Annotated in this window: 37 protein-coding genes; 31 read left to right on the top strand and 6 right to left on the bottom strand. The window is 53.6% G+C overall.

The genetic code is table 11. From position 1 onward, the window contains the following. The 29 genes from tuf to rplQ form a co-directional block, all read left to right on the top strand. Positions 1–1,092: elongation factor Tu (gene tuf / locus RKA07_RS11375; protein WP_310966021.1), on the top strand; the 1,092-nt coding region annotated here is incomplete at its 5' end. 192 nt (positions 1,093–1,284) lie between these two features. Beyond that, a complete protein-coding gene (gene rpsJ / locus RKA07_RS11370; RefSeq protein WP_041341420.1) occupies positions 1,285–1,596 on the top strand; it encodes a 30S ribosomal protein S10 in 312 nt (103 codons plus the stop codon). 75 nt (positions 1,597–1,671) lie between these two features. Continuing rightward, positions 1,672–2,310, top strand: coding sequence for a 50S ribosomal protein L3 (rplC, locus tag RKA07_RS11365; RefSeq protein ID WP_200204927.1), 639 nt, complete (start codon positions 1,672–1,674; stop codon positions 2,308–2,310). Positions 2,311–2,321: 11 nt separating this feature from the next. Continuing rightward, positions 2,322–2,927, top strand: a complete 606-nt coding sequence (gene rplD, locus RKA07_RS11360; protein WP_200204926.1) for a 50S ribosomal protein L4 — start codon at positions 2,322–2,324, stop codon at positions 2,925–2,927. Beyond that, positions 2,924–3,217 carry a 50S ribosomal protein L23 gene (rplW, locus tag RKA07_RS11355; RefSeq protein WP_200204925.1) on the top strand — a complete coding sequence of 98 codons (294 nt, stop codon included), beginning with the start codon at positions 2,924–2,926 and terminating at the stop codon, positions 3,215–3,217. The genes rplD and rplW overlap by 4 nt, the downstream gene beginning before the upstream one ends. 17 nt (positions 3,218–3,234) lie before the next feature. Beyond that, positions 3,235–4,062, top strand: coding sequence for a 50S ribosomal protein L2 (gene rplB, locus RKA07_RS11350; protein ID WP_200366507.1), 828 nt, complete (start codon positions 3,235–3,237; stop codon positions 4,060–4,062). Positions 4,063–4,085: 23 nt separating this feature from the next. Then, complete coding sequence (gene rpsS / locus RKA07_RS11345; protein WP_200204923.1) at positions 4,086–4,361, top strand: 30S ribosomal protein S19; 276 nt, start codon at positions 4,086–4,088, stop codon at positions 4,359–4,361. 17 nt (positions 4,362–4,378) lie between these two features. Continuing rightward, on the top strand, positions 4,379–4,711 hold the full coding sequence (gene rplV, locus RKA07_RS11340; RefSeq protein WP_100641162.1) for a 50S ribosomal protein L22: 333 nt from the start codon (positions 4,379–4,381) through the stop codon (positions 4,709–4,711). Between the two features lie 11 nt (positions 4,712–4,722). Continuing rightward, the gene (gene rpsC / locus RKA07_RS11335) at positions 4,723–5,406 is read left to right on the top strand and encodes a 30S ribosomal protein S3 (protein WP_200204922.1); all 684 of its coding nucleotides are present in this window, start codon (positions 4,723–4,725) and stop codon (positions 5,404–5,406) included. Positions 5,407–5,418: 12 nt separating this feature from the next. Further along, entirely contained in the window at positions 5,419–5,832 is a 414-nt protein-coding gene (gene rplP / locus RKA07_RS11330) for a 50S ribosomal protein L16 (protein WP_100641166.1), read from the top strand. Further along, positions 5,832–6,023, top strand: a complete 192-nt coding sequence (rpmC, locus tag RKA07_RS11325; protein WP_096784142.1) for a 50S ribosomal protein L29 — start codon at positions 5,832–5,834, stop codon at positions 6,021–6,023. Before rplP ends, rpmC begins: the two co-directional genes overlap by 1 nt. Position 6,024: 1 nt before the next feature. Continuing rightward, on the top strand, positions 6,025–6,291 hold the full coding sequence (gene rpsQ, locus RKA07_RS11320; RefSeq protein ID WP_071267344.1) for a 30S ribosomal protein S17: 267 nt from the start codon (positions 6,025–6,027) through the stop codon (positions 6,289–6,291). Between the two features lie 18 nt (positions 6,292–6,309). Further along, positions 6,310–6,678, top strand: a complete 369-nt coding sequence (gene rplN, locus RKA07_RS11315) for a 50S ribosomal protein L14 (protein ID WP_200204921.1) — start codon at positions 6,310–6,312, stop codon at positions 6,676–6,678. A gap of 17 nt (positions 6,679–6,695) precedes the next feature. Further along, positions 6,696–7,016, top strand: coding sequence for a 50S ribosomal protein L24 (gene rplX, locus RKA07_RS11310; RefSeq protein WP_144780220.1), 321 nt, complete (start codon positions 6,696–6,698; stop codon positions 7,014–7,016). A 15-nt stretch (positions 7,017–7,031) separates the two neighbouring features. Further along, complete coding sequence (gene rplE / locus RKA07_RS11305) at positions 7,032–7,571, top strand: 50S ribosomal protein L5 (protein WP_100641171.1); 540 nt, start codon at positions 7,032–7,034, stop codon at positions 7,569–7,571. A 13-nt stretch (positions 7,572–7,584) separates the two neighbouring features. Next, complete coding sequence (gene rpsN, locus RKA07_RS11300) at positions 7,585–7,890, top strand: 30S ribosomal protein S14 (RefSeq protein ID WP_041341451.1); 306 nt, start codon at positions 7,585–7,587, stop codon at positions 7,888–7,890. Between the two features lie 89 nt (positions 7,891–7,979). Then, a complete protein-coding gene (gene rpsH / locus RKA07_RS11295) occupies positions 7,980–8,372 on the top strand; it encodes a 30S ribosomal protein S8 (RefSeq protein WP_200204920.1) in 393 nt (130 codons plus the stop codon). A gap of 9 nt (positions 8,373–8,381) precedes the next feature. Further along, complete coding sequence (gene rplF / locus RKA07_RS11290) at positions 8,382–8,915, top strand: 50S ribosomal protein L6 (protein ID WP_200204919.1); 534 nt, start codon at positions 8,382–8,384, stop codon at positions 8,913–8,915. A 9-nt stretch (positions 8,916–8,924) separates the two neighbouring features. Next, the gene (rplR, locus tag RKA07_RS11285) at positions 8,925–9,272 is read left to right on the top strand and encodes a 50S ribosomal protein L18 (RefSeq protein ID WP_100641175.1); all 348 of its coding nucleotides are present in this window, start codon (positions 8,925–8,927) and stop codon (positions 9,270–9,272) included. A gap of 12 nt (positions 9,273–9,284) precedes the next feature. Further along, the gene (gene rpsE / locus RKA07_RS11280; RefSeq protein ID WP_144780214.1) at positions 9,285–9,785 is read left to right on the top strand and encodes a 30S ribosomal protein S5; all 501 of its coding nucleotides are present in this window, start codon (positions 9,285–9,287) and stop codon (positions 9,783–9,785) included. Between the two features lie 4 nt (positions 9,786–9,789). Continuing rightward, entirely contained in the window at positions 9,790–9,978 is a 189-nt protein-coding gene (rpmD, locus tag RKA07_RS11275) for a 50S ribosomal protein L30 (protein WP_200204918.1), read from the top strand. Position 9,979: 1 nt separating this feature from the next. Beyond that, a complete protein-coding gene (gene rplO / locus RKA07_RS11270; protein ID WP_200204917.1) occupies positions 9,980–10,414 on the top strand; it encodes a 50S ribosomal protein L15 in 435 nt (144 codons plus the stop codon). Positions 10,415–10,431: 17 nt separating this feature from the next. Continuing rightward, positions 10,432–11,754, top strand: coding sequence for a preprotein translocase subunit SecY (secY, locus tag RKA07_RS11265; protein WP_200204916.1), 1,323 nt, complete (start codon positions 10,432–10,434; stop codon positions 11,752–11,754). Between the two features lie 31 nt (positions 11,755–11,785). Next, complete coding sequence (rpmJ, locus tag RKA07_RS11260) at positions 11,786–11,899, top strand: 50S ribosomal protein L36 (RefSeq protein WP_008174902.1); 114 nt, start codon at positions 11,786–11,788, stop codon at positions 11,897–11,899. Positions 11,900–12,041: 142 nt separating this feature from the next. Next, on the top strand, positions 12,042–12,398 hold the full coding sequence (gene rpsM / locus RKA07_RS11255) for a 30S ribosomal protein S13 (protein ID WP_200204915.1): 357 nt from the start codon (positions 12,042–12,044) through the stop codon (positions 12,396–12,398). Between the two features lie 13 nt (positions 12,399–12,411). Beyond that, positions 12,412–12,801, top strand: a complete 390-nt coding sequence (gene rpsK / locus RKA07_RS11250) for a 30S ribosomal protein S11 (protein WP_100641182.1) — start codon at positions 12,412–12,414, stop codon at positions 12,799–12,801. Between the two features lie 18 nt (positions 12,802–12,819). After that, a complete protein-coding gene (rpsD, locus tag RKA07_RS11245; RefSeq protein WP_200204914.1) occupies positions 12,820–13,440 on the top strand; it encodes a 30S ribosomal protein S4 in 621 nt (206 codons plus the stop codon). Positions 13,441–13,475: 35 nt separating this feature from the next. Beyond that, positions 13,476–14,480, top strand: a complete 1,005-nt coding sequence (locus RKA07_RS11240; RefSeq protein ID WP_200204913.1) for a DNA-directed RNA polymerase subunit alpha — start codon at positions 13,476–13,478, stop codon at positions 14,478–14,480. 33 nt (positions 14,481–14,513) lie between these two features. After that, positions 14,514–14,912: a 50S ribosomal protein L17 gene (rplQ, locus tag RKA07_RS11235; RefSeq protein WP_200204912.1), complete on the top strand. Its 399-nt coding sequence runs from the start codon at positions 14,514–14,516 to the stop codon at positions 14,910–14,912. Positions 14,913–15,112: 200 nt separating this feature from the next. On the opposite strand, the gene uvrA is transcribed toward rplQ, so the two are convergent. Next, positions 15,113–17,956: an excinuclease ABC subunit UvrA gene (gene uvrA / locus RKA07_RS11230; protein ID WP_310966365.1), complete on the bottom strand. Its 2,844-nt coding sequence runs from the start codon at positions 17,954–17,956 to the stop codon at positions 15,113–15,115. 177 nt (positions 17,957–18,133) lie between these two features. Between uvrA and RKA07_RS11225 the strand changes: the two genes are divergently transcribed. Together RKA07_RS11225 and ssb are read left to right on the top strand one after the other, a co-directional pair. Continuing rightward, positions 18,134–19,504, top strand: coding sequence for an MFS transporter (locus tag RKA07_RS11225; protein ID WP_310966364.1), 1,371 nt, complete (start codon positions 18,134–18,136; stop codon positions 19,502–19,504). A gap of 57 nt (positions 19,505–19,561) precedes the next feature. Continuing rightward, positions 19,562–20,113: a single-stranded DNA-binding protein gene (ssb, locus tag RKA07_RS11220; RefSeq protein WP_200371804.1), complete on the top strand. Its 552-nt coding sequence runs from the start codon at positions 19,562–19,564 to the stop codon at positions 20,111–20,113. A gap of 66 nt (positions 20,114–20,179) precedes the next feature. Here the strand turns inward: ssb and RKA07_RS11215 are convergent, their stop codons facing one another. The 5 genes from RKA07_RS11215 to RKA07_RS11195 all read right to left on the bottom strand — a co-directional run bounded on the left by RKA07_RS11215 (position 20,180) and on the right by RKA07_RS11195 (position 24,909). After that, positions 20,180–21,379 carry a sensor domain-containing diguanylate cyclase gene (locus RKA07_RS11215; RefSeq protein WP_310966363.1) on the bottom strand — a complete coding sequence of 400 codons (1,200 nt, stop codon included), beginning with the start codon at positions 21,377–21,379 and terminating at the stop codon, positions 20,180–20,182. After that, the gene (locus RKA07_RS11210) at positions 21,367–21,549 is read right to left on the bottom strand and encodes a hypothetical protein (RefSeq protein WP_200204906.1); all 183 of its coding nucleotides are present in this window, start codon (positions 21,547–21,549) and stop codon (positions 21,367–21,369) included. Before RKA07_RS11210 ends, RKA07_RS11215 begins: the two co-directional genes overlap by 13 nt. Before the next feature lie 36 nt (positions 21,550–21,585). Next, the gene (gene glnG / locus RKA07_RS11205; protein ID WP_200204905.1) at positions 21,586–23,010 is read right to left on the bottom strand and encodes a nitrogen regulation protein NR(I); all 1,425 of its coding nucleotides are present in this window, start codon (positions 23,008–23,010) and stop codon (positions 21,586–21,588) included. Beyond that, complete coding sequence (gene glnL / locus RKA07_RS11200) at positions 23,007–24,104, bottom strand: nitrogen regulation protein NR(II) (protein WP_200204904.1); 1,098 nt, start codon at positions 24,102–24,104, stop codon at positions 23,007–23,009. The genes glnG and glnL overlap by 4 nt, the downstream gene beginning before the upstream one ends. Before the next feature lie 280 nt (positions 24,105–24,384). Further along, the gene (locus tag RKA07_RS11195) at positions 24,385–24,909 is read right to left on the bottom strand and encodes a DUF4124 domain-containing protein (protein ID WP_200371801.1); all 525 of its coding nucleotides are present in this window, start codon (positions 24,907–24,909) and stop codon (positions 24,385–24,387) included. Between the last annotated feature and the right edge of the window lie 50 nt (positions 24,910–24,959).

Genomic DNA, 24,959 nt, shown 5'->3' with positions numbered 1-24,959 from the left:
TGTCACGAAGTTTGGGGCACAGGTTCTGCGAGTGCATTCGATCAGATCGATAACGCACCGGAAGAGCGTGCGCGTGGTATTACCATTGCGACCTCTCACGTTGAGTACGATTCTCCTAACCGTCACTACGCACACGTAGACTGCCCGGGCCACGCGGATTATGTGAAGAACATGATCACTGGTGCGGCACAGATGGATGGTGCGATTCTGGTTTGTTCCGCAGCTGACGGCCCTATGCCTCAGACGCGTGAGCACATCCTGCTGTCTCGTCAGGTGGGTGTTCCTTACATCGTTGTGTTCCTGAACAAAGCGGACATGGTTGACGATGAAGAGCTGCTTGAGCTGGTAGAGATGGAAGTTCGCGAGCTGTTGAGCGCGTACGACTTCCCGGGTGACGACACTCCGATCATCACCGGTTCTGCTCTGATGGCTTTGCAGGGCAAAGACGACAACGAAATGGGCACCACCGCGGTCAAGAAGCTGGTAGAAGCTCTGGATGATTACATCCCTGAGCCGGAGCGTGCGATTGATCAGCCGTTCCTGCTGCCGATTGAAGATGTGTTCTCTATCTCCGGTCGTGGTACGGTTGTAACCGGGCGTGTTGAGCGCGGTATCGTCAAGGTTGGTGAGGAAGTTGAGATTGTTGGTATCAAGGATACCGTCAAGACGACTTGTACCGGTGTTGAGATGTTCCGTAAGCTTCTCGACGAAGGTCGTGCGGGCGAGAACGTGGGTGTACTGCTTCGTGGTACCAAGCGTGACGACGTTGAGCGTGGTCAGGTTCTGTGTAAGCCGGGCAGCATCAAGCCGCACACCAAGTTCGAGTGTGAAGTATACGTACTGAGCAAGGATGAGGGTGGTCGTCACACTCCGTTCTTCAAGGGCTACCGTCCTCAGTTCTACTTCCGTACGACTGACGTAACTGGTTCCTGTGAATTGCCGGAAGGCGTGGAAATGGTTATGCCTGGTGACAACGTTCAGATGGAAGTAACGTTGATTGCTCCGATCGCCATGGAAGATGGCCTGCGCTTCGCGATTCGCGAAGGCGGTCGTACCGTTGGTGCCGGCGTAGTCGCCAAGATCATCGAGTAAGACGCTCGTTGCATCAGGAAAAGGGGCTGACTTGGTCAGCCCCTTTTTCGGTTTCTGTCGCAACCGCTTCTCCCGATCTGGTCAGCAGTCATCCCTGTTGACAGGGTTGGGTATTATGCATACAATGCGGCTCCTTTTTTTGAAGGTCGGCTTACTAGTTCAGTAGCTGCTACGAGTGGAGTTTGGTGCAACATGCAAAGCCAAAAGATTCGAATCAGGTTGAAGGCGTTTGATTATCGCCTTATCGACCAGTCAACGCAGGAGATTGTCGATACCGCTAAGCGGACCGGCGCTCAAGTGCGTGGACCTATCCCTCTGCCGACGCGGAAGGAGAAGTACACAATTCTGGTTTCCCCGCACGTCAATAAAGATGCGCGCGATCAGTATGAAATTCGTACTCATAAGCGTTTGCTCGACATTGTTGAGCCAACGGAAAAGACAGTAGATGCTTTGATGAAGTTGGACCTGGCAGCAGGTGTAGACGTTCAGATTAGCCTCGGTTAATACCACCCGGTATTGATCTGTGTAACTGTCCTAAGGCCATAGAGGGTGAGAGCCCCGTACACTTAGAGGTGAAACATGGCAATTGGTGTTGTCGGCCGTAAGGCTGGTATGACCCGTATATTTACGGAAGACGGACAGGCTTTGCCTGTTACGGTAATTGAGGTTGATCCTAACCGCATTACTCAGCTCAAAACTCTTGAGAATGATGGCTATCGCGCTGTTCAGGTGACTGTGGGCGCTCGTCGTGCATCACGCGTTACCAAAGCTGAGGCAGGTCATTTTGCCAAGGCCGGCGTAGAGGCGGGTCGGGGAGTTTGGGAGTTTCGACTGGCAGATGGCGAAGGCGAAGACCTGGCTGCTGGCGGCGAAATTGCTGCAACTGTCTTTGAAGACGGTCAGCTTGTGGATGCCACCGGTCAATCCAAGGGTAAGGGTTTCCAGGGTGGCGTTAAGCGCTGGAACTTTGCCATGCAGGACGCAACGCATGGTAACTCCCTATCGCATCGTGCTCCGGGTTCTATTGGTCAGAACCAGACTCCGGGCAAGGTATTCAAGGGCAAAAAGATGGCGGGCCAGATGGGTAATGCGCAAGTAACTGTGCAGAACCTTAAAGTTGTCCGTGTCGACGCCGAGCGCAACCTCCTGCTGATTAGTGGTGCCGTCCCCGGCGCAACTGGCAGTGATGTTGTCATCAAGCCTGCACTTAAAGCCTGAGGAGCGGTTCGATGGAATTGACTATTACAGGTAGTGGCAAGGGAATCTCTGTTTCCGAAGCTGCATTTGCCAAAGATTTTAACGAAGCTCTGGTTCACCAGGTTGTGACTGCTTATATGGCAGCTGGCCGTCAGGGGACCAAGGCTCAGAAAACCCGTTCAGAAGTCAGTGGTGGCGGTAAGAAGCCCTGGCGTCAGAAGGGTACAGGTCGCGCTCGTGCCGGTACTATCCGTAGCCCTATCTGGCGCTCCGGTGGTGTAACTTTCGCTGCCAAGCCTCGCAGCTTTGAGCAGAAAGTTAACCGCAAGATGTATCGTGCCGCGATGTGCTCTATTTTCTCCGAGTTGGTTCGTCAGGAGCGCCTGGTTTTGGTTGACGACTTTGCAGTCGATGCGCCAAAGACCAAGGCCTTCACGTCCAAGCTGGCAGATCTGGGCCTTTCCAATGCCTTGATCCTGACAGAAAGTCTGGAGCATAACTTGCACCTGGCTTCCCGCAACGTGCCTCACGTAGATGTACGTGATGTTGCGGGTCTGGATCCGGTTAGCTTGGTTGCTTACGAAAAGGTCGTGGTAACTGTTCCCGCTCTGAAGAAGATCGAGGAGATGCTGGGATGAATCAGGAACGTATTTATAAGGTCCTTTTGGGGCCTCACGTATCGGAGAAGGCTTCAATGGTCGCCGAGCATGGACAGGTTGTTTTCCGGGTCGCCCCGGACGCCACCAAGCCGGAGATCAGAAAAGCTGTTGAGCAACTGTTCAACGTCACCGTAGAAGGTGTTCAGGTTCTGAATCGTAAGGGCAAGCTTAAGCGCACTGCCCGCGGGTTCGGCAAGCGTAATGACATTCGTAAGGCTTATGTAAAGCTGGCTGAAGGTCAGGACATCGATTTTCTGGATGTGGAATAAGGTAAAGGGGTCGTAATATGCCGATCGTCAAAACCAAGCCAACATCAGCCGGACGCCGTCACGTTGTAAAGCTGTACAACCCAGATTTACACAAAGGGCGCCCTTACGAACCGTTGGTCGAATCGCAAAGCAAGTCGGGTGGTCGTAACAACAACGGCCGTATCACTACCCGTCATATTGGTGGTGGCCACAAGCAGCACTACCGCATAATAGACTTCAAGCGGACCAAAGATGGTATTCCTGCGACAATCGAGCGCATTGAATACGATCCGAACCGCTCTGCGCACATCGCGCTGATCAAATACGCCGATGGCGAGCGTCGTTACATTATCGCTCCCAAGGGGATGCAGATCGGCGAGCCTGTGCGCTCAGGAATCGACGCGCCTATTAAGGTTGGAAGCACATTGCCCCTCCGGAACATGCCGGTTGGTTCTGTGATCCATTGCGTTGAGCTCAAGCCTGGTAAAGGTGCACAGCTGGCTCGCTCTGCGGGCGCATCCGTGCAACTTGTAGCTCGGGAAGGTGCTTATGCGACCATCCGTCTGCGCTCAGGTGAAATGCGAAAGGTGCTTGTAGATTGCCGTGCTACGTTGGGTGAAGTATCCAACAGTGAGCACAGTCTCAAGCGGCTTGGCAAAGCGGGTGCATCACGTTGGCGCGGTAAGCGCCCAACGGTTCGTGGTGTGGCTATGAACCCAGTTGACCACCCACACGGTGGTGGTGAAGGGCGTACCTCTGGCGGACGTCACCCAGTTACTCCTTGGGGTGTTCCGACCAAAGGGCATAAGACTCGTAAGAACAAGCGTACTGACAAAATGATAGTACGTCGTCGTTCAGCCAAGTAAACGACCACATAGAGGTAAATGCTGTGCCACGTTCTTTAAAGAAAGGTCCATTCATAGACCTGCATCTGTTGAAGAAGGTCGAGGCAGCTCTGGAAGCGAACGACAAACGACCAATTAAAACCTGGTCGCGTCGTTCCACGATTTTCCCGGAGTTTGTAGGCTTGACCATTGCAGTCCATAACGGCAGGCAACACGTGCCGGTTTTTGTCACCGAAGATATGGTCGGGCATAAACTGGGAGAGTTCGCGGCAACGCGCACTTATCGTGGCCACGCGGCCGACAAGAAAGCTAAACGCTGATTGTGAGGGGAATAGAAATGGAAGTAGCAGCCAAGTATAAGGGCGCTCGCCTCTCAGCTCAGAAAGCACGTCTTGTCGCCGACCAAGTCCGCGGCAAGCCGGTTGAGGACGCCCTGAACATTCTGACTTTCAGCCCTAAGAAGGCGGCGGTGATTATCAAGAAAGCTCTTGAGTCCGCCATCGCTAACGCTGAGCACAACGAAGGTCTGGACGTTGACGAATTGCGGGTTTCCACCGTTATGGTGGATGAAGGCCCGACGCTCAAGCGGATCAAGGCTAGAGCCAAGGGGCGCGCTGACAGAATTATGAAGCGCACCTGTCATATCACCGTCAAGGTCGCCGACAAGTAGGAGATGCTCAGATGGGTCATAAAGTAAATCCAATCGGCTTCCGCCTGGGTGTGATTAAAGAGCACAACTCAGTTTGGTATGCCGATAAAAAGGAATACGCAAAGAACCTGTTGAACGATATTCAGGTTCGCGAATTCCTCGACAAGCGTCTGGTTAAGGCGTCTGTTAGCAAGATTGTGATCGAGCGCCCTGCTCAGAACGCACGTATCACGATCCATACTGCCCGCCCCGGTATAGTTATCGGTAAGAAGGGTGAAGATGTTGATCGTCTGCGTCGTGAAGTCGGCGAGATGATGGGTGTGCCTGTGCACATCAACATCGAAGAAGTCCGCAAGCCGGATCTGGATGCTCGCCTGGTAGCGCAAAACGTTGCCGGACAGCTGGAGCGTCGTGTGATGTTCCGTCGCGCTATGAAGCGCGCGGTACAGAACGCTATGCGTCAGGGAGCCAAAGGCATCAAGATTCAGGTTGGTGGTCGTCTCGGGGGTGCCGAAATTGCGCGTTCCGAGTGGTATCGTGAAGGTCGCGTTCCGCTGCACACTCTGCGTGCAGATATTGATTACGCAACCTACGAAGCGCATACCACTTACGGCATTATTGGCGTCAAGGTATGGATCTTCAAAGGTGAGATTCTTGGTGGTATGGAACAGGTCCGTGCTGACAAGAAAGCCTCTGGGAAGAAAGGTTCTAAGTAAAGGGGCAATCTTATGCTGCAACCAAAACGCACCAAATTTCGCAAGGTAATGAAGGGCCGTAATACCGGTCTTGCTCACCGCGCCAACAAGGTGAGCTTCGGTGAATACGGATTGAAAGCGACGACTCGCGGGCGTATAACTGCGCGCCAGATTGAAGCGGCACGTCGTACCATGACGCGTAAGATCAAGCGTGGCGGGAAGATCTGGATCCGGGTGTTCCCGGACAAGCCGATCACCGGTAAGCCGCTTGAAGTACGTATGGGTAAAGGTAAGGGTTCTGTCGAGTACTGGGTGGCTGAAATTCAGCCAGGCCGGATGCTCTACGAGATGGAAGGTGTTTCTGAAGATATCGCACGCGAAGCCTTCACACTCGCAGCGGCTAAGCTGCCAGTACAGACCACCTTCGTAACGAGGACGGTGATGTGATGAAAGCAACAGAGCTGCGTGAAAAATCAGCCGCGGAGCTGAATAAGGAGCTGATCGATCTCCTGAAGGAGCAGTTCAACCTGCGCATGCGCAAGGCTACTGGTCAGCTCAATCAGTCTCACCTTCTCGCCGGGGTGAAGCGCGACATTGCTCGTGTGAAAACAGTATTGAACGAAAAGGCAGGAAAGTGACATGACCGAAGCTACCCAAACTGCCAGAACTCTTAGCGGCAAGGTCGTGAGCAACAAGATGGAGAAATCCATCGTGGTGTTGGTCGAGCGTCAGGTAAAGCACCCTCTGTACGGTAAGTACATGAAGCGTTCAACCAAGATCCATGCTCACGATGAGAGCAACCAGTGCAATATCGGTGACACTGTGACCATTCAGGAAACCCGCCCGGTCTCCAAGACCAAAAGCTGGGCCCTGGTGGAAGTCACTGAACATGCATCCAAGGTGTAATTCGCCCGGAGAACAACCATGATTCAGACTCAGACAATGCTTGAAGTCGCGGATAACAGTGGTGCGCGTCAGGTGATGTGCATCAAGGTCCTGGGCGGTTCACACCGGCGTTACGCCGCCATTGGGGATATCATCAAGGTGACCGTTAAGGAAGCCATCCCCCGCGGAAAAGTGAAGAAAGGCCAGGTCCTGAAGGCTGTAGTAGTGCGCACCCGCAAGGGTGTTCGCCGTCCCGATGGGTCGCTTATCCGTTTCGACGGCAACGCGGCTGTACTTCTGAACAATCAGGACGCACCCATTGGTACCCGTATCTTCGGACCGGTTACCCGTGAACTGCGAAACGAAAAGTTCATGAAAATTATCTCACTGGCACCCGAAGTACTTTAAAGGACCAGAGGCCGGTTATGAAAAAGATTAAACGAGATGACGAAGTAATCGTCACTACGGGGAAAGACAAAGGCAAACGTGGTAAAGTTCTGAAAGTTCAGGACGATGGCAAGGTAATTGTTTCTGGCATCAATATGATGAAGAAGCACACCAAACCAAACCCGATGTTGGGCACCCCCGGTGGCATCGTCGAAAAAGAAGCGCCTATCCAGGCTTCCAACGTAGCTATTTTTAATCCGCAGACCGGCAAGGCCGATCGTGTTGGCTTCCAGATCAAGGAAGACGGGGCGAAGACGCGGATCTTCAAAGCTACGAAAGAAGCTGTCGATAACCAGTAAGCGGTGGTGGTTACGATGCTTAACATGAAAGAGCAGTACAGCAAGGAAGTGGTACCCGCCCTGCAGAAAGAGTTCGGTTTCAAGAACGTCATGCAGGTGCCGCGTATCGAAAAGATTACCCTGAACATGGGTGTCGGCGAAGCTGTCGGTGACAAAAAGCTGATTGAGAATGCTGTGGCAGATTTAGAGCGCCTGGCAGGACAAAAAGTGGTTGTTACTACAGCGCGTAAGTCCGTTGCGGGTTTCAAAATCCGTGAAGGATGGCCGATCGGTTGTAAAGTTACCCTGCGCGGTGAGCGTATGTGGGATTTCTTTGATCGCCTGGTTCACATTGCGGTTCCCCGTATTCGTGACTTCCGCGGTCTTAATCCCAAGTCCTTTGACGGGCGCGGTAACTACAGCATGGGTGTGCGTGAGCAGATCATCTTCCCGGAGATCGAGTACGACAAAGTCGACAAGATCCGCGGGCTGGATATCACCATTACCACCAGTGCCCGTACCGACGACGAAGGTCGCGAGCTGCTGAAAGCTTTCGGCTTTCCGTTCAAGAAATAAAGGAACGAGAGTAATGGCTAAGGTTTCAATGAAAAACCGTGAGCTGAAGCGCGAACAAACCGTTGCGAAATTTGCAGCGAAGCGTGCTGAGCTCAAGGCGATTATCAAGAACCCAAATACCAGCGATGATGACCGTTGGGATGCACAGATGAAGCTCCAGCAGCTTCCTCGTGATGCTTCTCCATCGCGTCTTCGTAATCGTTGCCAGGTGACTGGTCGTCCCCATGGCGTTCTGCGGAAGTTCGAACTTTCACGGATTAAGCTCCGTGAATACGGCATGCGTGGCGACGTTCCGGGCCTGACCAAGGCAAGCTGGTAAGATAGGTATCCTGGCTTAGGTCAGGATGCCTGTTGGTAAGCGGTGCGGCGCGCCGCTGCACAACTAAAAAGATCAGGAGCCTCATACCAATGAGTATGCAAGACACGCTTGCGGATATGGTAACCCGTATACGCAACGCCCAGATGGCATCGAAAGCAGACGTTACGATGCCATCTTCAAAAATGAAGATCTCAGTAGCCCAGGTTCTTAAGGACGAGGGTTATGTTGCAGATTTTTCCGTTACAGCCGATGTAAAGCCTGAGTTGACCATCACGCTCAAGTATTTCGGTGGCAAGCCGGTTATTGAACAGATTAAGCGGGTAAGCCGCCCAAGTCTGCGTCAGTACAAAGGTGCTGGGGAACTGCCGAAGGTATCCGGTGGTTTAGGAGTCGCGATAGTCTCTACGTCCAAGGGCGTTATGACTGACCGCGCCGCACGAGCTGCTGGCGTGGGTGGCGAAGTCATCTGCACCGTATTCTAGGAGAATCACATGTCCAGGGTTGCCAATAATCCTGTCGTGCTGCCTTCCGGTGTTGAGGTTAAGCTGAACGGCCAGGAAATTAGTGTTAAGGGCTCCAAAGGAGCTCTTGAATTTTCGATTCACCAAGCGGTTGAAGTAAAACAGGAAGAAAATCTTCTGCGTTTTGCTGCTCGCGATGGTGCCCAAAAGTCCCGCGCTCTTGCTGGTACAACCCGCGCGCTGGTCAACAATATGGTGACCGGTGTATCCGCAGGCTTCGAGCGTAAGCTCCAGCTGGTCGGTGTTGGTTATCGGGCCCAGGCGCAAGGTACGAAGCTCAATTTGACACTGGGTTTTTCTCATCCGGTTTCTTATGAGCTGCCCGAGGGGATTACCGTTGAAACTCCGTCCAATACGGAAGTAGTTATTCGCGGTATCGACAAGCAACAGGTTGGCCACGTCGCTGCAGAAATCCGCGCGTTCCGTCCGCCCGAGCCTTACAAGGGCAAAGGTGTTCGGTATGCGGATGAGCAGGTAAGACGCAAAGAAGCCAAGAAGAAATAAGGCGGGACTATGAGCGCGAATAACGAAAGATTGCGTCGCGCACGCAAAGTGCGCATGAAGATCCGTGAGCTGGGTACGACACGTTTGTGCGTTCACCGCACTCCGCGTCACATGTATGCTCAGGTTACGACAGCAGATGGCAGCCAGGTTTTAGCCACTGCCTCCACGTTGGATAAGGAATTGCGCCAGGGTGCAACCGGTAACGTGGATGCCGCCAAGAAGGTTGGTCAGCTGATTGCTGAGCGTGCCAAGGCGGCAGGTGTGGAGCAGGTTGCATTTGACCGCTCCGGTTACCGTTATCACGGACGCGTCCAGGCTTTGGCCGACGCAGCTCGTGAAGCTGGCTTGCAATTCTAAGAGGTGGAGAAGATGAGCGTTAACGATCAGAAGGCGCCTGAGCTCCAGGAAAAGCTGGTTCAGGTGAATCGCGTTGCTAAAGTGGTCAAGGGCGGTCGCGTATTTGCGTTCACCGCGCTGAGCGTTGTTGGCGACGGAAAAGGACGCGTTGGCTTTGGCCGCGGCAAGGCACGTGAAGTGCCAGTTGCGATTCAGAAGGCGATGGAAGCTGCACGTAAGAACATGGTAGACATTCCGCTTGACGGTACTACCCTGCAGTACGCAGTGCGGGCCCAGCATGGTGGCTCCAAGGTGTACATGCAGCCGGCGTCTGAAGGTACAGGTATTATTGCCGGTGGTGCAATGCGTGCTGTGTTGGAAGTTGCAGGGGTTCAGAACGTACTGTCCAAGTGTTACGGGTCTACCAACCCGGTGAACGTGGTACGTTCCACCATCAAGGGTCTTCAGGCTACTCAAGCGCCTGAAGATATTGCAGCCAAGCGCGGTAAATCCGTCGAAGAAATTCTGGGTTGAAGTCATGGCGAACGCAAATACGATCAAAGTAACTCTGACCCGCAGCCCAATTGGCTGCCAGCCCAAGCACAAGCTTTGTGTAAAGGGCCTGGGTCTTCGTAAAATCGGTCATACCGTTGAAGTAGAGGATACCCCTTCTATTCGCGGCATGATCAACCGGGTTAATTACCTGGTTCGGGTTGAGGAGAACTAAGATGCGTCTGAACGAGCTTAGTCCAGAGCCCGGTTCACGTCCTTCCGGCAAGCGTGTTGGTCGTGGTATCGGTAGCGGCCTCGGTAAAACCGGTGGTCGTGGTCACAAGGGTCTGAAATCCCGTTCCGGTGGCAGTGTTGCCCCTGGTTTCGAGGGTGGTCAGCAGCCTTTGGCTCGTCGTTTGCCGAAGTTTGGCTTTACATCGCGCCAACAGCGTTATGTTGCCGAAATTCGACTGAACGAATTGGCCAAAGTTGAAGGCGATATTGTGGATCTTGCAGCACTTAAGAAAGCTGACATCATCCGCGAAGAAATTCGCGAAGCTAAGGTTATCCTGTCGGGCGAACTTGACCGCGCAGTAACTGTAAAGGGACTTCGTGTAACCAAAGGCGCGCGCGAGGCAATTTCTGCCGCGGGTGGCAAAGTCGAAGACTAAGGCGAGTCGAGGACTAAATGGCGAAGAACGCATCATTGCCTGCGGGCGCGGGAAAAGGACTTGCTGAGCTGAAATCAAGGCTCTGGTTTGTCTTCCTGGCATTGCTGGTGTACCGGATCGGTGCCCACATCCCGGTGCCTGGAGTTAACCCCGACCGTTTGGCGGCACTGTTTGAGCAGAATCAGGGCACGATCCTGAGTATGTTCAACATGTTCTCAGGTGGTGCGCTCGAGCGCATGAGTATCTTCGCTCTCGGTATCATGCCGTATATCTCTGCCTCAATTATCATGCAGCTCATGACTGCGGTAAGTCCGCAGCTTGAGCAGCTGAAAAAGGAAGGTGAGGCTGGTCGTCGCAAGATAAGCCAGTATACGCGCTACGGTACGGTTCTCCTGGCTCTGGTACAGGGTTTTGGTATTTCTGTTGGTTTGGCCTCTCAGGGCGTCACCTTTAACGATAGTTTCAGCTTCCACTTTGTGGCAGTGGTCTCTTTTGTGAGTGGTGCTGTCTTCATGATGTGGCTGGGTGAGCAGATTACTGAGCGGGGTGTCGGTAATGGCATCTCCCTGCTGATTTTTGCAGGCATTGTTGCCGGTCTCCCCGGCGCAATCGGCCAGACTCTGGAGCAGGCTCGTAACGGCGAAATGAGCCTGTTGGTGGTTCTGGGTATCGGTATCCTTGCGATTGCAGTAGTTGGCTTCGTGGTGTTCATGGAGCGTGGTCAGCGTCGTCTGACTATCAACTATGCAAAACGACAGCAGGGGCGCCGCGTGTTTGCTCAGCAATCCAGTCATTTGCCTTTGAAGGTAAATATGGCCGGGGTCATCCCGCCCATCTTTGCTTCGTCCATCCTGCTTTTTCCGGCTTCGCTCGGGCAGTGGTTTGGGCAAGGTGAGGGCATGGAGTGGCTCAGTGATATTTCCCAGGCATTGGCGCCAAGCCAGCCGTTATACATTATTCTGTTTGCAGCAGCGGTGGTATTCTTCTGCTTCTTCTATACAGCTTTGATGTATAACCCGAAAGAAGTTGCGGATAATCTCAAGCGCTCTGGCGCGTTTATACCGGGCATTCGTCCTGGCGATCAGACAGCCAAGTACATTGATGGCGTTCTGACTCGGCTGACCCTGTTCGGTGCAATGTACATTGCAGCAGTTTCTCTGTTCCCTCAGTTTCTGATGGTGGCCGGGAATGTTCCGTTCTATTTGGGCGGCACCTCACTGCTGATTGTTGTAGTCGTGGTGATGGATTTCATGGCGCAGGTTCAGTCGCACCTGATGTCGCATCAGTATGAATCGCTGATGAAGAAATCCAATCTCAAGGGCTATGGACGGAACGGGTAACACCCGTTCCCCTTGAAAACTGGAGTCGACAATGAAAGTACGCGCTTCGGTAAAGAAAATTTGCCGTAACTGCAAAGTAATTCGTCGCAATGGCTCAGTAAGAGTCATTTGCTCGGAGCCTCGCCACAAGCAGCGTCAGGGCTGATTCCTTCGGGAACTAACCTGGTTGCAAAAGAGGTTCGTAATGATGGCGCTTGACTCGATGCCGAGTCAGGCGCTATTATTTCGCGCCCCATTTTTGTGGCGGAAAATTCACACAGCAAAGTTTTGAACGCGGAGTAATTTGGATGGCACGTATAGCCGGTGTCAATATACCCGATCACAAACATGCTGTTATCTCGCTGACCTACATCTTTGGTGTTGGCAAGACAACAGCCCAGAAGCTTTGCGATGCAACCGGTGTTAAGCCGGACGTCAAGGTCAAAGACCTGTCCGACGAGCAGCTTGAGACACTTCGTACCGAAGTGGGTAAAGTAATCGTTGAAGGCGATCTGCGTCGTGAAGTACAGATGAACATTAAGCGTTTGAAGGATCTCGGATGTCACCGTGGTCTGCGCCACCGTCATGGACTTCCCGTCCGTGGTCAGCGCACAAAGACCAACGCACGCACCCGTAAAGGTCCTCGCAAACCTATTCGTAAGTAACAGGTAGGCAAACATGGCAAAGCCAGGTACACGTACCCGTAAAAAGGTGAAAAAGACCGTTGTTGATGGCGTCGCGCACGTACACGCTTCCTTCAACAACACGATCGTGACCATTTCTGACCGTCAGGGCAACGTCCTGTCCTGGGCCACTTCTGGTGGTTCCGGTTTTCGTGGGTCACGTAAGAGCACACCTTTTGCTGCGCAGGTAGCAGCTGAAAGAGCCGGTAACGCGGCTGCTGAATACGGCCTTAAAAACCTGGACGTAGAGGTTAAGGGTCCCGGGCCCGGACGTGAGTCTGCAGTTCGTGCGTTGAATTCGTGCGGCTACAAGATCACTAACATCACAGATGTGACGCCGATTCCCCATAACGGCTGTCGTCCGCCTAAAAAGCGCCGCGTCTAACACAGGAGACAGTGAATTATGGCTCGTTATATAGGCCCGAAGTGCAAACTGTCTCGTCGTGAAGGGACAGATCTTTTTCTGAAGAGCGGTGTTCGCGCGCTGGATTCCAAGTGCAACATCGAGACTCCACCAGGTATGCACGGCGCACGTCGCGGTCGTCTGTCTGAATATGGCGTTCAGCTTCGTGAAAAACAGAAGGTTCGTCGTATTTACGGTGTGCTGGAAAAGCAATTCCGCAACTATTACAAAGAAGCGGCTCGTCTGAAGGGCGCAACGGGTGAAAACCTGCTGCAACTTCTCGAAACGCGTCTTGATAACGTTGCATACCGCATGGGTTTTGGTTCTACCCGTGCTGAATCCCGTCAGCTCGTCTCTCACAAGGCGATTCTGGTTAACGACAAGGTAGTGAATATTCCTTCCTACAAGGTCAAGCCAGGCGATGTTGTGAGCGTGCGTGAAAAAGCCAGAAACCAGCTGCGCGTTAAAGGCGCCCTGGAACTGTCTGCAAGCCGTGCACCGGTGAGCTGGGTAGAGGTCGACGCCACTAAGATGTCCGGCGTTTACAAATCAGTGCCTGAGCGCACTGAATTGCCGGCCGACATCAACGAGAACCTCATCGTCGAGCTTTACTCCAAGTAAAGCCTGATAAGCAACGATAGTAGATAGGGGCGTCTATGCAGCGTTCAGTACAAGAGTTATTGACACCTCGTACCATTGACGTGAAAGAATCGAGTGCGATGCGTGCCAAAGTTACTCTGGAGCCTCTGGAAAGAGGTTTTGGACACACTTTGGGAAGTGCACTTCGCCGCATTCTCTTGTCATCGATGCCGGGCTGCGCTGTTACTGAAGCGCAGATTGACGGTGTCTTGCACGAGTACAGCGCGATTGAAGGTGTCCAGGAAGACGTTATTGAGATTCTTCTGAATCTCAAGGGCGTTGCGGTCAAAATGAACGGTCGGGACGACACTGAGCTAACCCTCAGTAAGAAAGGCCCGGGCGTCGTTACAGCTGGTGATATCAAGCTGGATCACGACGTTGAGATTTCCAACCCGGATCATGTTATCTGTCACCTGAGTGAAAAGGGTGAAGTGAACATGCGTCTGCGTGTTGCTCGCGGTCGCGGCTATGAGCCGGCTGACCAGCGTGGTCTCGATGAAGATGAAACCCGCGCCATCGGCCGCCTGCAGCTGGATGCAACCTTCAGTCCGGTTCGCCGTGTAGCCTACTCAGTGGAAAGTGCACGGGTAGAGCAACGTACCGATCTGGACAAGCTGGTTATTGATCTGGAAACGAATGGCACAATTGATCCGGAAGAAGCAATTCGCCGGGCAGCCACCATTCTCCAGCAGCAACTGGCAGTATTTGTCGATTTTGATCATGAAAAAGAGCCTGAGCGTGTAGAGGAAGAGGAAGAAATTGATCCGATTCTGCTGCGCCCGGTTGATGATCTGGAATTGACGGTACGTTCGGCTAACTGCTTGAAGGCTGAAAATATTTACTACATCGGTGATCTGATCCAGCGCACAGAAGTTGAGCTGTTGAAGACGCCTAACCTTGGTAAGAAGTCGCTCACGGAGATCAAGGACGTTTTGGCGTCCCGTGGTTTGTCTCTGGGGATGCGTCTTGATAACTGGCCACCGGCTAGCCTTCGCGGCGACGACCGGGTTCTGGGCGGTTGATTGCCGATTAGTTTAAGGTAAGGAATCAGAGCAATGCGTCATCGTAAGAGTGGTCGTAAGTTCAGCAGGACCAGTGCGCATCGCAAGGCCATGTTTCGTAACATGACTGCGTCACTGGTTGGTCATGAGCTGATTAAAACAACGCTGCCGAAAGCCAAAGAGCTTCGTCGTGTAGCGGAGCCTTTGATCACGCTCGCCAAAGTAGATTCGGTAGCGAATCGTCGTCTGGCGTTTTCCCGCCTGCGCGACGACGCAGCGGTAGCCAAGCTGTTTAATGAGCTTGGCCCCCGTTACAATGAGCGTCCGGGTGGTTACCTTCGTATTCTGAAGTGTGGCTTCCGTGCTGGCGACAATGCCCCTATGGCATTTGTTGAGCTGGTAGGTCGTCCGTTGGACATCGAAGCAGAAGAAGTGGACGAAGGCGACGAGTAATATCGTTGGCTAGTCTTTAAAAAGCCGGATTCCGAGAGGGGTCCGGTTTTTTTGTGTCTGGAGTTTGGTGCAACTGCTCGCGCTTAGGAGGCTGGCCCGGGGTGGTGGGTTCATTTTCTTTGGAAAAATAACTCGCTTCGCTCAGACATCTTTTTCCGGCAGAAAATGAACCCACCACCCCAGGCCGAACATACTTTGTGCTAGTTTCCTTTTTGGCCCAGCATTGGTTTCAGGTAGCGACCGGTATGGGACGCAGGGTTCTCTGCAACTTCTTCAGGCGTTCCTTCCGCAATGATCTGACCGCCCCCTGAACCACCTTCCGGGCCCAAGTCGATTACCCAGTCTGCTGTTTTTATTACGTCCAGGTTGTGCTCGATAACCACGATGGTGTTGCCGTGGTCTCTCAGGCGTTGCAGTACGTTAAGCAGCTGCTGGATGTCGTAGAAGTGCAATCCCGTAGTTGGTTCGTCGAGTATGTACAGGGTTTTACCCGTGTCGCGCTTTGAGAGCTCTTTGGCGAGCTTTACGCGCTGGGCCTCGCCGCCAGACAGGGTGACTGCGCTCTGTCCAAGGCGGATGTATGAGAGGCCTACATCGATGAGTGTTTGCAGCTTTCTGGCGAGGAAGGGGACGGCATCGAAAAACTCCCGTCCTTCTTCAACGGTCATGCTTAACACTTCATTGATGTTCTTGCCCTTGTACCGAACCTCGAGTGTCTCACGGTTATAGCGTTTGGCTTTGCACACATCGCAGGGGACGTATACGTCTGGCAGGAAGTGCATTTCTACCTTGATCATGCCGTCGCCCTGGCAGGCTTCGCAGCGGCCGCCTTTGACGTTGAATGAAAAGCGCCCCGGCTTGTATCCCCGCGAGCGAGCTTCTTGAGTTCCAGCGAAGAGTTCGCGGATTGGCGTGAACAGGCCAGTATAGGTAGCCGGGTTGGAGCGTGGGGTGCGTCCGATTGGGCTTTGATCTATATCGATCACTTTGTCCAGTTGGTCGAGGCCGGTTAGTGCTTTGTACGGTGCGGCGGTCAAGCTGGTTGCTTTGTTCAGCTTGGCAGCGGCTACCGGGTAAAGTGTGCTGTTTATCAGTGTAGATTTGCCCGAGCCAGATACACCCGTTACGCAGGTCATGATACCTAGTGGCAAGGTTAGTGTGACATCTTGCAGGTTATTGCCAGTGGCGCCGGTTAGAGTCAGGGTTTGGCCGTTTCCTTTATTCCGGATTGCCGGTACGGCTATTTCTTTGGCTCCGCTGAGATATTGGCCTGTCAGTGAGTCCGGATTTGCAAGTATGTCCGCAGGGGTGCCTTGGGCGATTATCTGGCCGCCGTGCACGCCGGCACCTGGCCCGATATCGATAACATGGTCGGCCGCCCGAATTGCGTCTTCATCGTGCTCGACAACGATAACGGTGTTGCCCAGATCGCGAAGATGGGTGAGGGTGCTCAGCAAGCGATCATTGTCGCGCTGATGAAGCCCGATAGATGGCTCATCCAGAATGTACATGACCCCCACGAGGCCGGCGCCGATTTGGCTGGCGAGTCGGATTCGCTGTGCCTCGCCCCCAGACAGGGTGTCGGCACTGCGTTCCAGTGTCAGATACTCAAGCCCTACGTTCACCAGAAATTGCAGGCGCTGCCGGACTTCCTTGGTGATCTTTTCGGCGATCTCGCCTTTACGTCCAGGCAGGTCGAGTGTGTCGAAATAGGTATAGGCTTCGCCGATAGGAAGGCGTGTGAGGTCGGAAATGTTGTGATCTTCAATAAACACGTGGCGAGCGCTGCGCCGAAGCCGGGAGCCCCCGCATTCCTTGCAAGGCTGGGTGCTGAGGTGCCTTGCCAACTCCTCGCGCACACTTTGGGAGTCTGTTTCCCGATAACGGCGTTCGAGGTTTGGAATAATGCCCTCGAAGGAGTGGGCACGTTCCATGATCTGGCCACGGGAGTTCACGTAGCGAAACGGAATTTCGTCAGTGCCTGAGCCAAAAAGGAGCATTGTCCTGAAGTCTTCCGGGAGTTCCTCCCAGGGTGTTTCAAGGTCGATGTTGTAGTGCTCGGCTATGTTACCCAGCATCTGGAAGTAATAGACCGCCCGCCGATCCCAGCCTTTGATGGCGCCAGCTGCAAGGGTGGATTCAGGGTGCTGGACAATTTTCTCGGCATCAAAGAATTGTTTCACACCCAAGCCGTCGCAAGTGGGGCAGGCTCCGGCCGGGTTATTGAAGGAAAACAGTTTGGGCTCGAGTTCGCTTAGTGCGTAACCACATTGTGTGCACGCGTATTTCGCTGAGAAGGTCTGTTCTTCACTCTCGCTGCCTGTGTCGGCATCCATAGGTGCAACAAGTGCGATGCCATCAGCAAGCCCCAATGCTGTCTCAAAGCTCTCAGCCAACCGTTGTTCCTGGCCGGGCTTTACCTTTAAGCGGTCCACTACTACGTCAATCTGGTGTTTGCGTTTCTTGTCGAGTGCCGGTACATCATCAATGTCGTAAACGATTCCATCGACTCGCAACCGGATAAACCCCTGGCTGCGCATGGTCTCTACAACCTGTAGGTGCTCACCTTTACGGTCACGGATCACCGGCGCAAGGATCATGAGCTTGCTGTCCTCGGGCATCGCCAGCACTTGATCCACCATCTGGCTTACTGTTTGGGCTTCGAGGGCTTGCCCGTGTTCCGGGCATCGGGGTTCCCCCGCCCGGGCAAACATCAGTCGCAGGTAATCGTAGATTTCAGTAATAGTGCCGACTGTCGAGCGAGGGTTGTGGGAAGTGGACTTCTGCTCGATCGAGATGGCAGGGGAAAGCCCTTCGATGTGATCTACATCGGGTTTCTCCATCATCGACAGGAACTGGCGAGCGTAGGTGGACAGGGATTCCACATAGCGCCGCTGACCTTCAGCGTACAGCGTATCGAATGCCAGGGACGATTTGCCTGAGCCGGATAGCCCGGTGATGACGATCAGTTTGTCCCTCGGGATATCCAGGTCGATGTTCTTCAGGTTGTGGGTACGTGCCCCTTTGATCTGGATATGATCCATAACACCTCGCGTGGAGAAAAAACGGGAATTATACCGTGTTACGCCGGCTGCGGCGAAAGTGTCGGTAAAGTTGTAGCTGTGCCTCGCTGGGGCACCTTCTGTTACAATGCGCCGCCTGCGAAAAATATGTTCGTTCGTATGTTTGTGTTTATAACCCCGAGAGAGGAGCCTACTGCCATGAATTCGCTGGAAAAACGCTCCGTATTTGCGCTGGCATCAGTGTATGCCGTGCGTATGCTCGGGTTATTCATGATCATGCCGGTATTCATGTTGCTGGGTGACGGCCTTGAGGGCGCAACTCCTGCACTGCTAGGTTTTGCTATTGGTGCTTACGGCCTGAGTCAGGCCTTGTTGCAGATTCCTTTTGGCCTGCTTTCAGATCGTGTCGGACGCAAGCGCATGATCTATATTGGCCTGCTTCTGTTTGCCGCAGGCAGCATACTGGCAGGTTCCGCGGATTCAATATACGTTGTTATCGCTGGACGGATTCTTCAGGGTGCCGGAGCGATTGCCAGTGTGCTCATGGCATTGCTCAGTGACCTTACCCGAGAAGAGCAGCGAACCAAAGCCATGGCTACCGTTGGCATCTCAATTGGGCTGTCATTCTCCGTGTCTCTGGTACTTGGCCCTTTGCTGGGCTCAGCTTGGGGGTTGTCCGGGATTTTCTACGCGACGGCGGTGCTGGCGCTTGTAGCGTTGCTTATCGTAAGTCGTGTGGTGCCTACGCCTCATCAGCACAAGGCCAGCGCTGATACTCACCCTGCTAAAGCTATGCTGGGGCGGGTTTTGTCTGATAAGCGCCTGTTACGACTCGATTTCGGTATTTTTGCTCTGCACCTGGTGCTGACTTCATTGTTTTTGGTGTTTCCTTCAGTGCTGCAGAATCAGCTCGGGCTTGCCAGCAGCTCGCACTGGTGGTTTTACCTGAGTGTTATGATCACCTCATTTTTTGCCATGGTGCCATTTATCATTGTTGGCGAGAAAAAGCGCATGATGAAGCCTGTGCTCTGTGGCGCAATTGCGCTTCTTGCCGTTGCGACGGCGGGTCTTTCCAAAGTGTCGGCTGGCCTTGTCTTCGCTTGGGTTGTGATGTTTTTCTTTTTTATGGCCTTCAACTTACTGGAAGCCAGCCTCCCTTCACTGATCAGTAAAGAGGCGCCGGCGGCCAGTAAAGGAACGGCGATGGGTGTGTATTCTACCTCTCAGTTTATGGGTGCCTTCATGGGCGGAGCCTTTGGTGGCTACCTGCTGCAGCAGGTTGGAGTTGAAGGGGTTGTCTGGTTTATGGTGGCGATTTTGGGGCTGTGGTTACTGGTTGCTTTGACCATGCCTGCGCCGGGTCACACCTCAGGTTTCGTGGTACAGTTGCGGGACATGGTCAGCGACCAGTACGACTATGTTGATGGCAGTCTGCGCCGCTTGCCGGGTGTGCAGGATGTGGTCATTATTGAAAACGCTGCCACAGCCTATCTTAAGGTGGATCGACAGCACTTTGATGAGACGTTACTTGCGGATTTTCCATTCGTCCGCCAGGGTAGCAATTCTTGAAATCCGGAGGCTCGCAAGGAGTGCGAGTGTCGCTGAAAACAGAATCAGGAGCAGAACATGGCAAGAGGCGTAAACAAAGTTATTCTTATCGGGAATCTCGGGCAGGATCCGGATACTCGATACACCCCCAACGGCAATGCCGTGGTAAACCTGACTCTTGCAACCGACGAGAGCTACAAGGATCGCCAGACCGGCCAGATGGTTCCGAAAACCGAATGGCACCGCATCGTCATGTTTGGAAAGATTGCCGAGATTGCTGGTCAGTACCTGCGTAAAGGCTCCAAAGTCTATATCGAAGGTAAGCTGCAAACGCGCAAATGGCAGAACAAGGAAGGCCAGGATGTTTACACTACTGAGGTGGTTGTCGACATTAATGGCCAGATGCAGATGCTGGATAGTCGTAGTGGTGGCGAAGGTGGAATGAGTCAAGGCGCACCGGCCGGACGTCCTCAGCAGCAATCGGCACCTTCTGCCCCGCCCCAGAATACCCCCCCGCAGTCTGGTGGTTACAATCAGGGTTATAATCAGGGCCAAAATCAAGGCCAGCCAGCACAGGGAAGCAGCATGCCTGAGCCGGTGGATGATTTTGATGACGATATACCGTTCTAGCCGGCAATTCGTCTAAAAAATGTTCACAAAAACCATAAAGCCCCATTTGTTGGGGCTTTATGGTTTTTAGGGTTTGATTGTGGCTTGTGTCAGCTCGTTGACCATAACCCTGTTCCTACCTGCGCGCTTGGCCGCGTAAAGAGCGGCATCGGCTGCGGCAAACCAGTCTTCTTTCTTGTAGCCGTCCCTATAAGCAGCCACGCCCGCGCTAATGGTTACAGGGGCGCCTTCGCTGCCCGGTATTTCAATCTCGTCAGCGACCCGTTGGCGTAGCTTTTCTGCAATTTTATAACCGGTTTCTTCGTTTGCACCGGGTATTAGAATCGCGAACTCCTCACCGCCATAGCGGCCAACAACATCATAGTTTCGGGCCTGCTCCTGCATGATGCGCCCCAGATCTGCAAGCACTGCGTCGCCTGCCAGATGGCCCCAACTGTCGTTAACCTTTTTGAAGTGATCCAGGTCCAACATTATAAGTGCTGCTGGATGATGTTCCCTCGAGGTGCGGTTCAGTTCCTGTTGCACTCGTTCCATGAGATAGCGGCGGCTATACACGCCGGTCAGCGCATCCCTATTGGCCATTTCCTCAAGCCGGGTGTTCAGCATCTGGATGTCACGGGTTCGGGAGGCTACGGTGGTCTCCAGTCTGCCCAACGCCATGAGCAGGCCAAAGTAAAGCGCAAGTTCGATCAGAATGAAGGCGGCAACGGCGTAAACAATATTGACCCAAGTGTCTCGGTAAAACCCTTGCACAGCATTTTCAGCAGAGTGCCAGATCATGATTCTACCGACGGGAACTTCATGTTGGTCACGGATGCCGATGTAGTCTCGCAGAGCAAACTCTGTCAAGGCTATAGGGCCGCTTTGGGTCTCCAGCAGGGTGGTGCGCTCTTCAGAATCGGGCTGGTGTTTACGCTTACTTTCCAAAGCCGTTATCACTTCTTTCAAATCATCAGAGGAGCTGGCTTCGATAAAACAGCCGCACTCTGACCTAATTGCTTTCTCTGGCAGATTCCAGACGGCATCACCCACGCGCTCGTCGCGGATCAGGATTGCCACATCGGAACCAATGGCCGTGCTTATCGAGTCAATGAGCGTACTGAACGACGTGCCCACCTCCAGTGCGCCAACTTTCTTTTCGGGGCCGCTGAAACTGAAGATGGGTACAACACCCCGCAGCCCGGCATATATTCGACCAAGTTCAAACCCTTGGCGGGGTTGCCCATCGCGGTTTACATCCACAACCAGGTGTCTTAACTCATCCATGTCGTTGCCAGCGCAACCTGAAAGGTTTTTTGTGACTGCTGACCTTCCTGCGAGAGGGCTGCTTGCAGTGTATGTTTGTCACTGAAATAGTTGATGATGACAAAGACCGCCTCGCTCACAAGTATGATCAGCGAAACGATCAGGAAGATCTTGTTGTGCGCTTTTGTCATGGCAATGAAGTCTTTAGATGCAGGGATGTTAAGGGCTTATTCTTCCTCTGTGCGATCCATGCCCAATTCGTTGATTTTCCGAGTCAGTGTGTTTCGCCCCCAGCCCAGAAGAACAGAAGCATCGCGGCGTTTCCCTCCGGTATATTCAAGAGCTGTCTCAATCATGATTTTTTCAAATTCTGGCATGGCGGATTCGAGTATGGCGGTTTCTCCGCGCCTGAGTTCCTGGTGCGCCCAATTCTTCAGCCCCTCCTGCCAAGTGGCACCAGCTATAGGCTGCTCGCTCTGGTGACGAAGTTCGGGAGGCAGGTCATTAATATGCACCTCGCGGCCACTGGCCATAACCGTCAACCATCGGCAGACATTCTCTAACTGACGTACGTTGCCGGGCCATGGCAAGGTGGTCAGGTAACTCTGGGTCTCCGGGCGCAGAATCTTTGGCTCAACCTTCAGCTCATTGGCAGCCCGTAGCAAGAAGTGTTGCATAAGCCTGGGAATGTCTTCGCGGCGCTCGGCCAGCTTTGGCAGGTGCACGCGAATAACATTCAGGCGGTGGAACAGGTCTTCCCGGAATTCCCCGGACTCAACGAGCTTCTCCAGATTCTGGTGGGTAGCAGCGATGATGCGCACATCAACCTTGACGGGCGTGGTGCCGCCAACCCGATAGAATTCGCCGTCAGCCAGAACTCTCAGCAGGCGAGTTTGGGTGTCGCCTGGCATGTCGCCAATTTCATCAAGAAACAGTGTGCCGCCGTTAGCTTGCTCGAATCGTCCCTGGCGTATAGCGGAAGCACCGGTGAAGGCCCCTTTCTCATGGCCAAAGAGTTCAGACTCTATAAGGTCTCTGGGAATGGCCGCCATATTCAGGGCAATGAAGGGAAGTTGGGCTCTGGGGCTGTGATTGTGCAGCGCCTGAGCGACCAGTTCTTTACCTGTTCCGCTTTCACCGTTGATCAAAACAGTGATGTTGGAGTGTGACAGCCGGCCTATGGCCCGAAAAACCTCCTGCATGGCAGGGGCTTCGCCGATGATTTCTGTGCTGTGCTTAAGTTCTTCTGTTTTGGGTTCTGAGTCTGCCCGCTTTTCATGGCTGTGAGCTACGGCACGCAATGCCAGTGCAACGGCGTCGTCTACGTCAAAGGGCTTTGGAAGGTACTCGAAAGCCCCGGTCTGATAGCTGGTGACTGCGCTTTCCAGGTCGGAATGAGCCGTCATGATAATAACGGGTATGTCCGGATGCGCTTCTGCGATTCGTGAAAGAAGGGTTATACCATCTACGCCGGGCATGCGGATGTCGCTGATGATGGCGTCAGGCTGCTCCTGGGACAGCCGCTTCATGATGGTTTCGCCACTTTCGAAAGCAGTAGGCTGTAAGCCAGCCTGCAATAGGGCGCGCTCGAGCACCCAGCGAATACTGCGATCGTCATCGACGATCCAGACCTTGGCAGATTTCTGGCTCATATGGTGCCCTCCAGAGGCAGGAAGATAATGAAGTCTGTCTGGCCCGGCTCACTCTCACACTCAACCAGTCCGTGGTGCTGACCGATAATGCTTTGGGTAATGGACAGCCCGAGCCCGGTGCCGTTAGCGCGACCGCTTATCATCGGATAAAAAATATTCTGGCGCAGCTCAGGGGCTATTCCCGGACCGTTATCGATGATGTCTACACGGCACGCAAGACGGTAACGATTGGGGCCAATGGACACCTGCCTCAGGGCACGTGTGCGAAATGTGATGGTGGGTGTTTTATCGGTGCCAAAGTGTTTGGCAGGGCTTTCAAATGCCGCTTCCATCGCATTGCGTGCAATGTTGAGAAACGCTTGAATTAACAGCTCCTTGTCGCCGGAAAGCTCTGGCAGGCTGGGGTCGTAATCTCGCTGGAACACAACTTTGCCTTTGCTTTCGGCTTCCAGCAGAGTGCGCACGCGCTCAAGAATTTCATGGATGTTGACGGGGGCGAGTTTCAGAGCCTTGTTGGGGCCAAGCATGCGGTCAACGAGGCCGCGCAAGCGATCGGCTTCATCAATGATTACCCGTGTATATTCCCGGAGGCCTTCGCTGCCCAGTTCCCGGTCAAGCAGTTGTGCGGCGCCGCGAATTCCCCCAAGAGGGTTCTTTATCTCGTGGGCCATGCCCCGCACCAGGATGCGGGTGGTTTCCTGTTGAGCGATCAGGTCTTCTTCGCGGCTTATTCGAAGCAGGCGATCTCTGGGTTGGATTTCTACCAGCAATGCGGCGGGTGACTGGTCCAGGGGTGACACAGAGTAGTCCACCATTCTCAGCGAGCCGCTGGCCATCAGGAATTCGGTTTCCCGGCGCGTGTACGATTGGTTGCTTGCCGCCGCTTTACGCAGGGTTCTGAAGGCCTCGTCTGAGTCCAGCAATATGTCGCTGAATGCAAGGCCTGCACTGCGAGTCAAGCTGGTTTCAAACAGATTTTCGGCAGCAGGGTTCAGGTAGCGTATTGTCAGATTGCGCTCCAGCACAACAACGGCTGTGGAGAGGCTGTCCAGCATGTTTTTGAATTGGTTTGCAGATGCCGGGAGGTATTCCATGGGTGCGTCCTGTTGACTAAGGCGAGATAGGCTGGGTGCCACTTGGTCAGTAACTCCCTGGGCCCTTTCTGGCCGCGATAACAGAATGCAGCAAAAACCGAACCAGTTTCTATGAGTTGATGGTTAAGTATGTAAACCTGCCATCAAGGACGCTGGGCGCGGCTGTGAGCAGGTGCAGCCAGAACAACAGGGGAGCGGACAGGTCGACGTATTACGCCTCTGCTATCCGCATCATTATTGCACTATTGCCGGGCGGGCGCACCAAAACGGTGCGCCTGTGTCAGTTCTGAACAGAAGGGCGGTGGATGGTGAAGCGTACAGGGCTGCCGGTTTTAATCTGAACGCCGTTTCTGTCTACAATATGAATGCCGGCCTCATGGGTGCCGCGAAACACGTTGCGAACGGTGACAGAGCCAGATGTGCTCTGGCCAACGGGTTGGCCATCCAGGGTTACTTCATATTTATGGCCTGGCGCAAGCGCGGGTGAGCTGCTCATTTCGAACTGCACATCGCCGTTGCCCGAGTGGAATGCCTGCTCGTTTTCAGGATAAGTGAGAGAAACACTTTCATAAATTGAGCCTTCCCGCTCCACATCTTCTCGCAGTTTTTCAGTTTCCTGAACATTTTGCGGTTTTGGAAGAGTGATGGTCGTCACGGGCTTCACGGTTACCTTTTCTGCGCCTTTTGAAGGCTCATCGGAGAAGGTAACGTTGCCTTGTGCATCCACGTTGCGGTACACCTCTGCGGTGACCGGCCCCGAGATCAGGAGCATCAGCCCTGCGGTGATTCCAAGCGTTGATTTCATAAGTGCAGCCTGCAGTAATATGTATGCTGATTATCAATGGCCGGGCGGGC

It is taken from the genome of Marinobacter xiaoshiensis (assembly GCF_031631795.1).
In the GTDB taxonomy this organism is placed as follows: Bacteria; Pseudomonadota; Gammaproteobacteria; order Pseudomonadales; family Oleiphilaceae; genus Marinobacter; species Marinobacter xiaoshiensis.
The sequence above is the reverse complement of the archived record's forward strand: the minus strand, read 5'-3'. Positions and strand labels throughout refer to the sequence as shown.